The sequence below is a fragment of the Microbulbifer agarilyticus S89 genome (assembly GCF_000220505.1).
In the GTDB taxonomy this organism is placed as follows: Bacteria; Pseudomonadota; Gammaproteobacteria; order Pseudomonadales; family Cellvibrionaceae; genus Microbulbifer; species Microbulbifer agarilyticus_B.
Map to the genome: position 1 here is coordinate 199,523 of NZ_AFPJ01000009.1, position 14,892 is coordinate 214,414.

Sequence of the window (14,892 nt, forward strand, 5' to 3'; positions counted from 1 at the left end):
CAACAACGCATGTTGCGCGACAAGTTACGGGCTCAAAGCGTTGCCGGGTGCCCTGCTTAGCTCTCCAAATAGTCTTCAATGGACGGGCAGGAACAAATCAGGTTCTTGTCTCCGTATACATTGTCGACCCGCCCTACCGGCGGCCAGTATTTTTCCCGGCGCAAACGCGCCAGCGGGTACACGGCTTCGGCGCGACTGTAGACGTGGTTCCAGCTTTCCGCGACCAGTACTTCCGCGGTGTGCGGGGCATTGATCAGTGGGTTGCTTTCCAGCGGCCACTCGCCCGCCTCCACCTTGGCAATTTCCGCACGAATCTGAATCATTGCGTCACAGAAGCGGTCCAGCTCCTGTAGGGATTCGCTTTCCGTAGGCTCGATCATCAGGGTGCCGGCGACCGGGAACGACATGGTGGGCGCATGGAAACCGTAGTCCACCAGGCGTTTGGCCACGTCCTCCCCAGAAATACCACTGGTCTCCTTCAGCGGGCGCAGGTCCACAATACATTCGTGGGCCACACGACCATTACTGCCGCGGTACAGAATCGGATAGCTGCCTTCCAGGCGATGAGCGATATAGTTGGCGTTGAGAATGGCCAGCTCGGTAGCTGAGCGCAGCCCTTCCCGTCCCATCATGCGGATGTACATCCAGGTGATGGGCAGAATGCTCGCCGAGCCGACGCTAGCTGCGGATACCGGCAACCCGGCACGACCGGCCGCACCGCTGCCGCCGGCAATCGAACCGGGCAGGAATTCCGCCAGATGCTCGCGTACCGCGACCGGACCTACGCCGGGGCCACCCCCACCGTGAGGAATACAGAAGGTTTTATGCAGGTTCAGGTGCGATACGTCGCCACCGAATCTACCGGGTTTGCACAGGCCCACCATGGCATTGAGGTTGGCGCCATCTATATAAACCTGGCCGCCGTGGGTATGCACAATTTCGGCAATGTCATTGATGCCCTCTTCAAATACGCCGTGGGTTGAAGGGTAAGTCACCATGATTGCGGCGAGGCGCTCGCTGTGCTCTTCAGCACGCGCGCGCAGATCTTCCAGGCAAACGTTGCCGTTCTCATCGCACTTCACCACCACCACGCGCATGCCACACATCTGCGCGGACGCCGGGTTGGTGCCGTGAGCGGAGCTCGGGATCAAACAGATATTCCGTTTCTCTTCACCACGGCTGGCATGGTAGGCACGAATGGCCAACAGGCCCGCGTACTCTCCCTGAGAACCGGCGTTGGGCTGCAGGGAGATGGCGTCGTAACCTGTGATCTCACACAACATGGCTTCGAGGGATTCTACCAGCTGCAAATAACCAGTTACCTGCTCGGCCGGCACCAGCGGATGCACGTTGGCAAACTCAGGCCAGGTCACCGGGATCATTTCCGCGGTGGCATTCAGCTTCATGGTGCAGGAACCCAGCGGGATCATGGAGCGGTCCAGCGCAATGTCCTTGTCCGCGAGCTTGCGCAGGTAGCGCAGCATTTCGGTCTCGGAGTGATAGCGGTTGAACACTTCCTGGCTCAACGGCTTGTCACTGCGCAATAGCTCGCCCGGCAACACCGGTGCGACATCGGATTCCAGCGCGTCAAAATCCAGAACGTCCTCGCCCGCAAACAGGGACCAGATTGCTTGTACATCTTCGCGGGTAGAGGTTTCATCCAGTGTCACGCCGACATGAGAGTCATCGACCACACGCAAGTTAAACCCGCGCTCGCGGGCCTTCTGGTGCAGCGCTTGCGCTTTGCCGTCGACCGCAAGAGTCAAGGTATCGAACCAGGTCGTGTTTGCGATTGAAACACCAATTTTGCCCAGACCGAGCGCGGCAACACTAGTCAGGTGGTGTACCCGATTGGCAATATTTTTTAGTCCTGCCGGGCCGTGGTACACCGCATACATGGACGCCATGACCGCCAGCAGCACCTGCGCAGTACAGATGTTGGAGGTGGCTTTCTCACGGCGGATATGTTGCTCACGGGTTTGCAGGGCGAGACGGAATGCGGGATTACCATTGCTGTCGATAGACTGGCCGACGAGGCGACCGGGCAGTGAGCGTTTGTAAGCCTGGCGGGTTGCCATATATGCGGCGTGTGGGCCGCCAAAGCCCATGGGGACACCGAAGCGCTGGGTAGAACCTACGGCGACATCCGCACCCAGCGCACCAGGCGAAGTCAGCATCAACAGGCTCAGGATGTCTGCGGCCATTACCACCAGACCGCGCTGGGCGTGCACCGCATCGATCAGCGGGCGGTGATCCTGCACGGCACCGCTGGTGCCCGGGTATTGCAGCAGCGCGCCAAATACTTCTAGCTCCCCTAACCCTTCGTTCGCATCGCCCATTACCAGCTCAATACCCAGCGGTTCGGCGCGGGTGCGCAACACTTCGATGGTCTGCGGCAAACAATCGCTATCGACAAAAAATACGTTCGACTTGGACTTGCTCATGCGCTGACATAGGGTCATGGCCTCTGCAGCAGCGGTGGCTTCATCCAGCATGGAAGCGTTGGCCAGGTCCATCCCCGTCAGCTCACTGACCATGGTCTGGAAATTAAACAGCGCTTCGAGACGGCCCTGGGAAATCTCCGGCTGGTAAGGGGTATAGGCGGTATACCAGGCAGGGTTTTCCAGAATATTACGCAGAATCACATTCGGCGTACGGGTACCGAAATAGCCCTGGCCGATAAAGGATTTCAGGGGCTGATTCAGTTCTGCCAGTGCGCGGATTTCTGCCAGTGCTTCGTGCTCACGAACTCCATCTTGAATGGAAAGTGATTCCGTTTCGCGGATATGCGCGGGTACCACTTCACGAATGAACGCATCCAGGCTGGTGTGGCCTAGGGCGGCGAGCATGGTATTGGTGTCCGATGCAGCGGGACCGATATGTCGGCGGGAAAACTCGGCGTGGTCTTCCAGTTCGGTGAGAGTGTTTTTTACCTTAAGCATATTCAATTCCTGCTGCTGTTTTTCCTGTGCGCCTTGATCAAAGAATGTGGTTAACACTCAATCACACTGACAGGCACATCAATCACGTTAACCGCTAACCCGCCGCGGGCGGTTTCTTTGTATTTGTCCTGCATATCGCGCCCGGTATCGCGCATGGTGCGAATCACCTTGTCGAGGGAGACCAGGTGCTGGCCGTCGCCTCGCAACGCCATCCGCGCCGCACTGATGGCCTTGATGGAAGCCATGGCATTGCGTTCAATACACGGCACCTGTACCAGACCACCCACCGGATCGCAGGTCAGCCCAAGGTTGTGCTCCATGGCAATTTCCGCCGCATTTTCCACCTGCTCCGGGGTGCCGCCCAGCACCTCGGCCAGGCCCGCAGCCGCCATGGAGCATGCAGAGCCCACCTCACCCTGGCAGCCAACTTCCGCACCACTAATCGAGGCATTTTTCTTAAACAGAATCCCTACCGCCGCTGCAGTGAGCAGGAAGCGCTCGACATCGGCGGCACTGGGCTGCTTGGAGAAGCGCATGTAGTAGTGCAGCACTGCCGGCACGATACCGGCGGCACCATTGGTCGGCGCGGTAACAATGCGCCCACCCGCTGCGTTTTCTTCATTCACCGCGAGCGCATACAGAGTTACCCAGTCAAGCGCCGATAAAGGGTCGGAAAGACAGGCTTCCGGTTTGCTCAGCAGCTGCTGATTGAGTGCTGCCGCACGACGCTTCACATCGAGTCCGCCGGGCAACACCCCCTCATTGCGGATACCGTTGGCTACACACTCCTGCATAACCGCCCAGATCTGCTGCAGGCCCGCGGTGGTTTCTGCATCGCTGCGCCAGGCAGACTCGTTCGCGCGCATGACTTCACTGATGGAAAGCCCTTCGCGTTTACACAGCGCCATCAGCTCCTCCCCGCTGGAGAAGTCAAACGGCACTTCCACTTTACTCTGCTCTAGTGACTGGTCTGCAGCCGCCTCGGCTTCGGTGACAACGAAACCGCCACCCACCGAGTAGTAGGTTTCTTCCAGCAGCAACTGTCCATCGTCGGCAAATGCAGTAAAGCGCATGCCGTTGGCATGATGCGGGAGCTCTTCTTCCCCATGCAGCTGCATATCGGCAGCTCGGTCGAATGGGATGTTTCGCTGCCCGGCGAGTTTGAGCTGTCCCCCGGCTTCGATTTCTGTCACGCGCGCATCTACCCGCGCGGTATCGACGGTCTCTGGCTGCGCACCTTCCAGGCCAAGTAGTACGGCCTTGGTGGTACCGTGGCCAACGCCGGTCGCGCCCAGGGAGCCAAACAACAGGGATTGCACCCGACCGGTGCTGGCGAGTAGCCCCTGCGCCTCGAGCAACTGTAGGAACTGACCCGCGGCCTTCATCGGGCCCACGGTATGTGAACTGGATGGACCAATGCCGATCTTGAACAGATCAAAAACACTCAATGACATGGCGGTTCAACCTGCTATTCCAAGGGTAGTGGGAGTGAACGAGGCCCCGGCGTATGTCCGAACGGTCAAAGGGGTCCCGAATTTGCATTTATTGAGCGATGCTAGACCGCCTGATAGACTTTTTAAAATTTATAGTTCTGATTCCTATATAAGATTTTCTTATGCATCTACCCCACAAGAATATCCCCATGGAGTGGCTGAGGACGCTGGTCACGGTAGTGGATAGTGGCGGGTTCAGTCAGGCAGGCGAGCTGCTCTCCCGGACTCAGCCGGCCATCAGCCGACAGATCAAGGAACTGGAGGAGCGCCTGGGAAGACAGCTGTTACTGCGTTCCGGGCGCACGCTTAATGTCACGGAAAGCGGCTTGCGGGTCTATGAGCAGGCCAAGCAGATCCTCGCCCTGAACGACGAGCTGTTGCTAGAGTTCTCCGGCAGTTCGGTGACCGGCAAGCTGCACCTGGGTATTCCCAGTGAGTTTGCATCGGTACTACTGCCGCGCATTATTGGTAGCTTTTCCCAGAACTACCCGGATGTGTCACTGGAAGTCACCAGCGACCTAAGCCGCAACCTGCTGGCCAAGGGTAAACGAGATCAGTTCGACCTGATTTTGGCGCTGCAGGAAACCCCGGCATCTTCTGATGAAAACATCGTCCTCAAAGACGACCTGGTGTGGGTGGCGAGCCCTAAATTCTCGGCACATCTGCTCAAGCCCCTACCCCTGGTGCTCGCACCCGAGGGCTGTATGTACCGCAAGCGGGCGGAGACCGTCCTGCAGGCTGCCAATATTCCATGGCGCAATGTGTTTACCATTCCGGACCTCAACGGGATCCAGTCCGCACTGGAGGCAGGCCTCGGCATTACTGCTCTCACCCGCAGCACGGTACCTGAGTCGCTGCGCATCCTGCGGCCATCAAAAAAGCTGCCCAAACTCGGCGAGATCGGTATCGGGTTGCACTTCAAAAGTCGCCGTCCCAGCCATGCGGCCGCGCGCCTCGCGGAGCATTTGCAGAGTGGCTTGATGGCTAACTAATGAATAATGAAGGGAAGGCGCTAATTAGATCGCTATGGCGTGGCATGTTACGCTGCTACAACAGATGCACGTGTAGGTGGCTGGGACGCTGTCCGGTGTAAATAACCAATAACAACCGGACCCGACTATGAGTGACGCCGAAAAACCCAACGCCAACGACCATAACCGCGCCTCTCAAAACCTCGATACCGATAAGCTCGACATCAACAACCCCGACACTCGCAACCTAAGCGCTTTGGACGCATCCCTGCTGGGCGCGGTCCTGCTGCTGGTACTCGGCGGCGCCATCGGGCTGTTCGGCAGTGACTCCCTGTCCGGTGCCACGCAGGTGGCGATGATGACCACAGGCTTCCTCGCCGCCTTGGTGGGCCTCAAGAATGGCATTCGCTGGTCCGAGATTGAAGCCTCCATCATCCAGGCCACTGCCCGCACCGCCGTTCCCAACCTTATATTCCTCTCTGTTGGCGCACTCATCGGCGCAATGATGCTGTCCGGCGCGGTGCCCACTTTGCTGTTCGTGGGTATGAAGCTGCTATCCCCCGAATGGTTCTACCCCAGCTGCTGCCTGATCTGTGCATTGGTCTCCATCTGCATCGGCAGTTCCTGGACCACTGCGGCGACCATTGGTGTGGCCATGATCGGTGTGGCCTACGGGTTCTCGCTGTCACCTGCCATTACCGCCGGCGCTGTGGTGAGCGGTGCCTACTTCGGCGACAAGATGTCGCCTCTGTCAGAGACCACTAACCTGGCACCGGCAATTGCTGGCAGCAACCTGTTTACCCATATCCGTCATATGAGCTGGGTGTCTGTTCCGAGTATTGTGCTGGCACTGCTGTTTTTCTTTATGGTCAGCGTGTTTACCAGCGCGGACAATGCGCAAGACAGCCAGATCACGGCCTTCCTAAGCGCACTCGAATCCGCCTACACCATCGCCTGGTACAACCTGATTCCGGTGGTGCTGCTACTGGTGCTGGCGGTAAAGAAGGTGCCCGCCTACCTGGCCATTACCGGTGTCACCCTGATCGCCATGACGCTCGCGCTGCTCACGCAAATGCCGGTGGTTAACCAGTTTATCGCGCTGCTCGGGCTGGAAGGTTCCAGCGCGCTGGGCCGCGCGCTCTGGGTCGCCCTCTACGATGGGTTTATGATCAATACCGGCAATGAACAGGTAAACAGCCTGCTTTCCCGCGGCGGCATGCTGTCGATGGTGAATATGGTGTGGTTGGTGCTGGCATCAATGATGATGACCGGAGTGCTCGAGCGCATCGGCTTTGTTACTTATTTGATGCGCGCCCTGTCGAAACTGATTTCTTCCACCGGCTCATTGATCGCGACCACCATGGGGACCTGCCTCGGGGTGAACGTGCTCACCGGCGACCAGTACCTGTCCATCGTACTGCCGGGACAAATGTGGAAAGCGGAATACAAGAAGCGCGGGCTGGCCAGCGAAAACTTGTCCCGCAGCCTGGAAGATGGCGGCACCATTACCTCACCACTGATTCCGTGGAATGCCTGCGGGGTTTATATGGCCGGTACACTGCAAGTGGCAACGCTCGCCTACCTGCCCTTTTGTTTCTTTAACCTGATCAACCCGTTGCTGGCGCTGCTCTACGGTTTCCTGAACATTCGTATCGTGCGCATCAGCGATGAGGAAATCGGTGAGGAAGAAAAGTCGCCACGGGAGCTACCCGCTGATGCACAGGAGAAGCCGGCGATTGCCGGCTGATTCGGGCGCTCCGGATAGGGCCTGAAATAAGGATGAAGATCAGCGCTCCGCCAAAATCGCTCCAGCGCAGGCGGCAATGCGCTCGCAGGCCTTGTCCAGATCCGACTCGCTCACGCAGAAGCTGGCACGCACATGCCCACTGGCACTGGGGCCAAACGCTTCCCCCACCAATACGGATACACCAAACTCATCCAGCAGCCGCTCGGCAAAGGCTTCCGAGCTGACACCGAGTTCGCGTACATCCAGCATCATAAACATACCGCCGGCCGGCGTATGGCAACGAATACCCGGCATGGACTGCACCCGCTCCACCATCAAGTCGCGGCGACGCCGGTAGGCCTGGCGCATCTCTTCAAGCTCCGGCAAATCCGCGGTCAGAGCGGTGACTGCAGCGCTTTGCACGAATGCGGGGCTGCCGTACAGCATGCACAGGGTCAGGTTGCCCGCGTGCTCGGCAAACTCCTGCGGGCCAATTACCCAACCCAGGCGCCAGCCTGTCATGGCGTGGGACTTGGACAGGCTGGAAATGGTTACCGTGCGCTCAGCCATACCCGGCAATTGCCCCGGGTGAAAGTGCTCGCCCTCAAACATCAGGTCTGCGTAGACCTCATCCAGCATCAACCACAGGTCGTGCCCGATACAGATTTCTGCCAGCTTTTTCCAGGTGGCACCATCAACGGCAGCACCGGTGGGATTGTTCGGGGTATTGACCAGAATCGCGCGGGTACGCGGGGTAATTTTTGCCGCGATCGCCGCCGGATCGAGATTGAAATGCTGCTCGGGCTGCAGCGGGACATTCACCACTTTGGCACCGGTGGCCTGCAGGAATGCCTCGTACGTCACGTACATGGGCTCCGGCACAATCACTTCATCGCCCCGGTTCAGCAAGCACTGTGCGGCCACGTACAGACCACACTGGGCACCGGCCACCACAACCACCTGCTCCGGGCTGGTATCAACACCCGTTTGTGCAAAATGCCGCTTGGCCAGAACCTGTTGCAGCTCCGGTTCGCCACGGTGATCCGCGTAATGGGTGGAACCTGAGCGCAGCTCGTTACAGGCGGTATCGACGATTGCCGTTGGCGTATCGAAGTCCGGATCGCCCACCGACAAGATCACCACATCCTCGCCTGCGGCGCGGCGCTGCTGCGCGCAAAAATGAATATCCCATGCGCTGGAGCCTTTCCCGGCAATACGCTGCGTCAAGTCTGAGTACTTCATTACCACTCTCTGGTTTGCTTCGTTCTTATTACTTGCGAACGCCGTCGCAACCGTTAACGCGTTACCTGCGCCGCATCGACTTCAATAAAGCTGACGCCCGCAAACCCAAATGCCTCGGTTAAATCGTTGCGCAACTCCGCCAGGGACTGCGGCTGATACACGACGCAACCGAAGGCTTGCGCCAAACCGGTAAAGTCCGGATTGCGTGGCGATACACCAACCAATTCGATATCGCGGGCCAGCATGTCGTCACGAATCTGTCCGAGGCTCGCGTTGTTGTATACCAGCACAACGAGCGCGCTCTGAATTTCCTCAACCGCGGTAGCCAGTTCCTGCACCGTATACAGAAAGCCACCATCGCCAGCGATCACCAGTGCCGGCTGCTCGGGTGCCGCAACCTTCGCGCCGATACCCGCAGGCAGGCCATAACCCAGGGTGCCATAGCCGGTGGGGTGCAGCCATTTGCGCGGTGCGCGGCTATCGAACACGTAATTGCCGGTATAAGCGATCTGCGTCATATCCGTGGCAACAACCGTATGTTCCGGCAGTCCTTCGGCAATGCTTTCCAGCACGCGCTGATGCAGTTGCTGTAACGGTTCGTGCCCGGCCCTGACCTGCCCCGGCAGCTGCTGCAGGCGCTCTAGCCACGCAGGCTCAACATTTGACGTGCGCTCACCCCATTCCTCCAGCAGCGCCAGTGCGGCCTGATAGCTGTCCGCCACCATCGGCAATGCCGCTGGGTACAGGTCATTCATCTTGGTGCTGTCGATATCGATTCGGATCAACTGACCGTTGATGGGCAGGCTATCGCGCCAGAAATCGGTTTCCGCAAGCTCGGTACCAATTGCCAGCACGACGTCAGCGTCGACCACGTAATCCCATGCCGGCGACACACACAGCGTTGCGCCGCCCGACAGGGGGTGCCCCGGTGGCAAGATGCCCTTGCCTGCAATAGAGGTGAACAGTGGTGCATTGACCGCTTCCGCCAGGGTGCGGATCTCCGCCGCCGCTTCGAGCGCACCACCACCGGCGATCATCATCGGCCGTTTTGCCGCGGCCAATAGACGCACAGCCTGCTCAATATCTGCCGCGCAGGCCGGCGGGCGCTTGGCACTGACTGCCACACTATTGGTCCAGTCATAAGCAACCGGCGCCGCCAGCACGTCCATCGGTACCTCAATGTGTACCGGACGTGGACGTTCACTATTGAACACAGCGAATGCACGGGCTATCAGTCCCGGCAGTTCTTCCGGTGACATCGCCGTGGCACTGAATGCCGTCAGCGGTGCACTAATCGCGCGCTGGTCCTTGGTCTCATGCAGACGCCCCAGGCCCTTACCAAGGGTGGGGGTTTCATTGACACTGGTAATCACCAGCATGGGAATGGAATCGGAATAGGCCTGACCAATGGCTGTGGCCGCATTGGTGAGCCCCGGCCCGGTAATCAAGAAACACACGCCGGGTTTGCCGCTCACACGGGCATAGCCATCGGCCATAAAGCCCGCACCCTGTTCGTGCCGGGTGAGAATATGACGTATCTCGGTATGCGGCAGGCCGCGGTACAGCTCCAGGGTATGCACCCCCGGAATACCGAACACTGTGTCGACTCCATAGTTCTCTAACAGCTTAACTAAAGCTTCTCCCCCAGTATTCGCCATACCGCAATCACTCATTTTATTCTGGTTGGGCGGCCATGCTACGGGGAGTGACTGAAAACCTCAATGTAGGTTTAGGACAGGCATACAGCACGCCATATAAGCGATATGGACAAGCCTATCGGGCTGTTTGATACTTATTCGGCAGCGGATAAAGGTGCAAGAATGACGACCTCCATAGTGTGGCCAAGCGCGAGATAACCAATGACCTACGTACCCTCCAAAAGCCCGATCCTGAAACTTTGGAAAAGCTTCGGCGGCAATGGCGTTGGCCGCTGGCTGGTGAGCAAAATCGTCTGCTTTAATGCGCCCTATTTCAACTCCATCAAACCGCGCTTCACGGAGATAAAGCCGGGCCTGGTCGAGGTTAAACTGAAAAAGCGTCGCGCGGTGCAAAACCACATTAAAACCGTGCACGCCATTGCCATGTGTAATGCAGCGGAGCTCGCCGGCGGTGTTTGTCTGGACGTATCGCTTAACGGCAACTTCCGCTGGATACCGGTAGGTATGACCGTGCAATACCTGAAGATGGCCAAAACCGATTTGCGCGCCGTGTGTAAGGTCGATGATTTTCACTGGGGTTCTGCGCAGGACGTGGTGATGCCCGTCAGTGTATTTGATACCAATGGTGAGGAAGTCTTCCACGCGGACATAACGATGCGAATTTCGCCGAAGAAAAAATAATCTGCCCCAACGAACAGCTGCTTACCACCGATACAATGGCGCCATGACCAAACCAATCCCACCGCATCATTTCCGCTGGCTCTCATTCGAGCAGCTTACGGCGGACGAGCTCTACGAAATCCTGCGCGTGCGCCAGCAGGTCTTCGCCGTAGAACAGGAAAGTATTTACCTGGACGTGGATGGCAAAGACCAGCATGCAAAGCACCTGGTGTGCTGGGACGCTGAATCCACCAAGCCCACCCTACTCGCCTACCTGCGTGTGGTTTCGCCCGGAAAGAAATATGCCGAGCCATCTATCGGCCGCGTGCTAACCCGTGAAAGCGCACGTGGTACAGGCATTGGCAAAGAGTTAATGCGGCTGGGCGTCGAGGACACCCTGAGGGAACACCCGCAGGCCGCCATCCGTATTTCAGCGCAACTGTACTTGAAGCGCTTCTATGAAGAGTTTGGTTTTGCCCAGATCTCCGACGTCTACGACGAAGATGGCATTCCGCATATTGAGATGTTGCGCCAGCCAGGGCCCTGATAAACAACCGCAAAGCCCGCCCAAAAAACGCTTACCCCACAAGCTTGACTAAAGTCAAAAAACGCAATCTATATCAAAACTTATTGATATAAAACGCCCGCTTTCTGCGTTAAGGTTTCTCCAAACAGAGTAACAATAAAGCGAGAGCCCTCATGAGCAAAGCCTATAACGAGATGTCTTATGTTGAAGTTGCTGCGATTTACAACGACATCAACAATATCCCGCTCGATGCGGCCGCCGACCTCGGTAAAGCAGCCGCAGACCTTGTAGGTGAAGGAGCCAAGATCATGGACTTCGGCGGTGGTGCCGGACGCATCTCCGTGCCTATCGCAGCGCACACTGACATGATTGCCATGGATATCGAGCACCACATGCTAAAGGCATCCAAAAAACTAGCCGAAGACCGCAACATTCGCGCGCGCCAGTCTGTAGGTACCGTCCTGCAAACCCCCTTCGCATCCAACACCTTCGACGCGGTGATCACCACCAACGTCCTGCATCAGGTCGAATTTTGGCGTGACGCGCTGAAAGAAGCTGCCCGCGTGCTGAAACCCGAAGGCACATTCATTATTGGTCGGGATGTACTGGACGAGGAGTCCAATGCAAGTGCCCTGCGCAACCAGTCACGCATGTTTACCGTGGATATCGCCCCCGAAATGCGCCCCACCGACGCCGCCGGCCCCACACTGTTTCAGGAAATTCAAAAGCTCGGCGGTCAGATGACCCGCCCGGTAGTTGGATGCAAGTGGATTGAGAAGGTTTCTATTGCGGAAATTTTGGACCGCATGGAGAACGGTGTACACAACGAAACCTGGAGCCTGAGCCGCGCGCAAATTGATGCACTCATGGCCAAGGTTCGTCCGTGGGCGGAGTCGCACTTCGATGATATTCACGCAGTTGACGATGTTCAGTGGGAGTTCCACCTCTACCCCATCAACGGTATGGGCAAGTAAGGTCCCTGGGGCCGTTACCGGGAGATGTTGCCGGGCGCCCCGGCTCCCCGCACTTTCAGAACTCGAATAATGATAACGACTGCAAGAGTACCTTATGGACAAGCGCCTTCTGATACTTAAAGCATTTCAGCTGACCCTACCACGCGCTGCGGCTGGTTGGCTATTCGCGCTGCTCACAAGTAATTTCAATCGTATTGCTATTTACGACCTCGGGATCACCGCTGTTGTAATTACCAGCCTGCTGGGGCTTTACCATTTCCTCTCCCCATTTCAGGTTATTTACGGTCGTATCGCTGATAGGATTCCGATCTTTGGTCTCCATCGCACCCCCTATGTAATGATTGGCATGACGGTCTCAGCGATCGCGGTCGCCACACTGCCCTACATCGTGGTTCCCATGTCGCAAACGCCGAACGAGTTGCTCGGGGTGACTTTTCCATACATTACTTATATTGCTGCGTTTATCGTTCTAGTTATTTTCGGTATCGGCTTTGCCGGGGCCGGTGCCAACCACCTGGCTCTGGTTGCCGAGGTCATTCCCGAGCGCAGTCGCGGGCTCGTGACCGCGCTGATCTGGACCATGCTCATCGTCGGTATGATCGTGTCGCTGCAGTTCATTCGCCACTATATGCCGGTCTACGATGAGCAGACTATGCGTGAGCTGTATCTGCTTTCAATTCCGGTAGTAGCAATCACCACGTTGCTCGGTTTGATCGGTGTCGACAAGCCGCGCACAGCCGAATCCACTGCTGCATCGGATAGCAAATTGGATGCGGAAGAACACGCAAGCCTGAAAGACTTCGCGGTTGATGTCGCCAGTAACTCGACCGTAAGAAACTTCTTCGCTTTCATCTTTCTGTTTATGTTTGGCTACAGCCTGCAAGACAACATTCTGGAAGTCTTTGGCGCTGAAGTACTACAAATGACGGTTGGCGAAACGGGCCGCTTCCAACAGATTTGGGGCACTGGTGCAATCATCGGCATGTTCCTGATGGGATCCCTGGTGTTCCGCGGCGGCATCTCCAAGATCAACGCCATCACCTTTGGTATTACCGGCATCGGATTCTCGATGTTCGCACTGGCCATAGGCGCCTACCTCCCTTCGGAAACCCTCGTTAACTATTCGCTTGCGAGCATGGGGTTCTTCAACGGATTTGCCCTGGTAGGCACGCTCACCAGCATGATGGAGTTTACGACGGACAAAGCGCGCGGTGCGTATATCGGCCTATGGGGGCTGGCCATCGCATTTGCCAACGGCCTCGCCTCCATGGCTGGCGGCCAGCTGGTGACCTCGCTGATCGAAAGCGGCATGTTCAGCGCCTCGGACGGCTTCGCCATCATCTTCTTCGTTGAGGGACTTATCAGCCTGTACAGCCTGCACTTCCTGTGGCGAGTGAATGTCGAGAGCTTCCACAAGCGCATCAGCAAAGATGGTCTCAGTAATGCCATGGCATCTGACCTTGGTTAACCCGGCAAATAATTCAAATAAAGGTGCATCGAAATGAAAGTAAGTGAGGGTCAGGCAAAATTGCAGTTTACCCTGCAGAAAATCGCCATCGCCTGGAGCTTTTGCATGGTAGTGACGAGCTTCAACCGCATCGCCATTATTGAAATGGGGTTACCGGCAGCAATCATCTCTCTGCTGATCGGGGTCTACACGCTGTTCGGTCCCATCCAGCCAATCATCGGCCGCATGTGCGAGCGCTGGCCGATCCTCGGCTATCGCCGTACCCCATACATGCTACTGGGCACCCTGCTCGGCAGCTTTGCATTCCCGCTGATGCCCGACGTACTTGTTGACATGCAGGCGGGCAGCACCCTGGCGTATTTCTACTGCCTGCTGCTGTTCTGTGCCTTTGGTATCTGTATTGCCATGCAGGCAAATGTGTTCCTCGACCTGCTCAACGATGTTACCACCAAGGAAAGTCGCTCCCGCGTGGTCACCCTCACCTGGACCGTACAGGCCCTGGCCATGGCGGGGTGGGCGTGGGTGTTTGGTGCACTGATGCCGGTATACAGCCTGGAGGCCATGCAGGATCTCTATAACCTGACCCCGATCGTGATGATCAGCATTACGATTCTTGGCCTGATCAAACTGGAAACCCGACTGACGCCGGAACAGCTTCAGGAAATTAAGACCAACCCGCCCAAGCCGGTAAAGCTGCTTGAGCCGATGAAGGAGTCCATGGCGGTACTCGCCTACAACCGCCAGGCACTGCTCTTCTTTGTCTTTATTATCTTTTCCCTGCTGTCGGTATTCCTGCAAGACATGCTGCAGGAACTGTGGGCGGCGGATTTGTTCGGCCTTGCTGCGGGTGAGTCCACCATTTATCAGCGCTTCTACAACGGTATTCAGACCGTCGGTATGGCGGCCTGCGGTATCTTTGTAGGTGTAACAGCGAAGAAACGCTTACAGGCAAAGAAAGCTGCTGGTCTTTCCGTTGAAGACGAAAAAACCCTGCCACTAGATTTCGGCAAAAAGCTGATGCTGATTGGTGCATCACTGTCCATTATCGGATTCTGTCTTTTGGCCTGGGCCGCCTGGCTGCAGAACCTGACCCTGTTCAACGTGTTTTACTGCTACAGCGCCTTTGCACTGGGACTGCTGGTGTTCCCATCCATTAGCTTTATGGCTGACATGACCGTCGAAGGTCAGGAAAGCCGCTACCTCGGATTGTGGAGCCTCGGACAAGTAATTGG

11 protein-coding genes are annotated in these 14,892 nt (G+C 57.1%); 7 read left to right on the plus strand and 4 right to left on the minus strand.

The genetic code is table 11. From position 1 onward, the window contains the following. Nucleotides 1-56: 56 nt before the first annotated feature. Together gcvP and AS89_RS0103420 are read right to left on the minus strand one after the other, a co-directional pair. Nucleotides 57-2,942 (minus strand): aminomethyl-transferring glycine dehydrogenase, encoded by a 2,886-nt coding sequence (gene gcvP, locus AS89_RS0103415; RefSeq protein ID WP_050901635.1) that lies wholly within the window; start codon nt 2,940-2,942, stop codon nt 57-59. Nucleotides 2,943-2,992: 50 nt separating this feature from the next. After that, the gene (locus AS89_RS0103420) at nt 2,993-4,396 is read right to left on the minus strand and encodes an L-serine ammonia-lyase (RefSeq protein WP_010130933.1); all 1,404 of its coding nucleotides are present in this window, start codon (nt 4,394-4,396) and stop codon (nt 2,993-2,995) included. A 161-nt stretch (nt 4,397-4,557) separates the two neighbouring features. On the opposite strand from AS89_RS0103420, the gene AS89_RS0103425 reads away from it, so the two are divergent. Together AS89_RS0103425 and nhaC are read left to right on the plus strand one after the other, a co-directional pair. Further along, entirely contained in the window at nt 4,558-5,427 is an 870-nt protein-coding gene (locus tag AS89_RS0103425) for a LysR family transcriptional regulator (RefSeq protein WP_029249753.1), read from the plus strand. Between the two features lie 127 nt (nt 5,428-5,554). After that, the gene (gene nhaC / locus AS89_RS0103430) at nt 5,555-7,153 is read left to right on the plus strand and encodes a Na+/H+ antiporter NhaC (protein WP_010130935.1); all 1,599 of its coding nucleotides are present in this window, start codon (nt 5,555-5,557) and stop codon (nt 7,151-7,153) included. Nucleotides 7,154-7,192: 39 nt separating this feature from the next. Here nhaC and AS89_RS0103435 read toward each other — a convergent pair whose 3' ends face one another. Both AS89_RS0103435 and AS89_RS0103440 read right to left on the minus strand, forming a co-directional pair. Beyond that, nucleotides 7,193-8,374, minus strand: coding sequence for a pyridoxal phosphate-dependent aminotransferase (locus AS89_RS0103435; protein WP_010130936.1), 1,182 nt, complete (start codon nt 8,372-8,374; stop codon nt 7,193-7,195). A 53-nt stretch (nt 8,375-8,427) separates the two neighbouring features. Beyond that, the gene (locus tag AS89_RS0103440) at nt 8,428-10,047 is read right to left on the minus strand and encodes a 5-guanidino-2-oxopentanoate decarboxylase (protein ID WP_308736790.1); all 1,620 of its coding nucleotides are present in this window, start codon (nt 10,045-10,047) and stop codon (nt 8,428-8,430) included. 186 nt (nt 10,048-10,233) lie between these two features. Between AS89_RS0103440 and AS89_RS0103445 the strand changes: the two genes are divergently transcribed. The 5 genes from AS89_RS0103445 to AS89_RS0103465 form a co-directional block, all read left to right on the plus strand. Then, nucleotides 10,234-10,713, plus strand: a complete 480-nt coding sequence (locus AS89_RS0103445; protein WP_010130938.1) for a hotdog fold domain-containing protein — start codon at nt 10,234-10,236, stop codon at nt 10,711-10,713. Nucleotides 10,714-10,756: 43 nt separating this feature from the next. Next, nucleotides 10,757-11,239 carry a GNAT family N-acetyltransferase gene (locus AS89_RS0103450; RefSeq protein WP_010130940.1) on the plus strand — a complete coding sequence of 161 codons (483 nt, stop codon included), beginning with the start codon at nt 10,757-10,759 and terminating at the stop codon, nt 11,237-11,239. Between the two features lie 152 nt (nt 11,240-11,391). Continuing rightward, on the plus strand, nt 11,392-12,192 hold the full coding sequence (locus AS89_RS0103455) for a class I SAM-dependent methyltransferase (protein ID WP_010130942.1): 801 nt from the start codon (nt 11,392-11,394) through the stop codon (nt 12,190-12,192). A gap of 94 nt (nt 12,193-12,286) precedes the next feature. Next, nucleotides 12,287-13,660, plus strand: coding sequence for a BCD family MFS transporter (locus AS89_RS0103460; protein WP_010130945.1), 1,374 nt, complete (start codon nt 12,287-12,289; stop codon nt 13,658-13,660). 33 nt (nt 13,661-13,693) lie between these two features. Beyond that, the coding region (locus AS89_RS0103465) for a BCD family MFS transporter (protein ID WP_010130946.1) at nt 13,694-14,892 on the plus strand (1,199 nt) is incomplete at its 3' end.

What these genes read in the sequence shown, in the direction of transcription:
- gcvP (WP_050901635.1), bottom strand. Translation starts at nt 2,942, where the DNA reads ATGCTTAAGGTAAAAAACACTCTCACCGAACTGGAAGACCACGCCGAG.
- AS89_RS0103420 (WP_010130933.1), bottom strand. Translation starts at nt 4,396, where the DNA reads ATGTCATTGAGTGTTTTTGATCTGTTCAAGATCGGCATTGGTCCATCC.
- AS89_RS0103425 (WP_029249753.1), top strand. Translation starts at nt 4,558, where the DNA reads ATGCATCTACCCCACAAGAATATCCCCATGGAGTGGCTGAGGACGCTG.
- nhaC (WP_010130935.1), top strand. Translation starts at nt 5,555, where the DNA reads ATGAGTGACGCCGAAAAACCCAACGCCAACGACCATAACCGCGCCTCT.
- AS89_RS0103435 (WP_010130936.1), bottom strand. Translation starts at nt 8,374, where the DNA reads ATGAAGTACTCAGACTTGACGCAGCGTATTGCCGGGAAAGGCTCCAGC.
- AS89_RS0103440 (WP_308736790.1), bottom strand. Translation starts at nt 10,047, where the DNA reads ATGAGTGATTGCGGTATGGCGAATACTGGGGGAGAAGCTTTAGTTAAG.
- AS89_RS0103445 (WP_010130938.1), top strand. Translation starts at nt 10,234, where the DNA reads ATGACCTACGTACCCTCCAAAAGCCCGATCCTGAAACTTTGGAAAAGC.
- AS89_RS0103450 (WP_010130940.1), top strand. Translation starts at nt 10,757, where the DNA reads ATGACCAAACCAATCCCACCGCATCATTTCCGCTGGCTCTCATTCGAG.
- AS89_RS0103455 (WP_010130942.1), top strand. Translation starts at nt 11,392, where the DNA reads ATGAGCAAAGCCTATAACGAGATGTCTTATGTTGAAGTTGCTGCGATT.
- AS89_RS0103460 (WP_010130945.1), top strand. Translation starts at nt 12,287, where the DNA reads ATGGACAAGCGCCTTCTGATACTTAAAGCATTTCAGCTGACCCTACCA.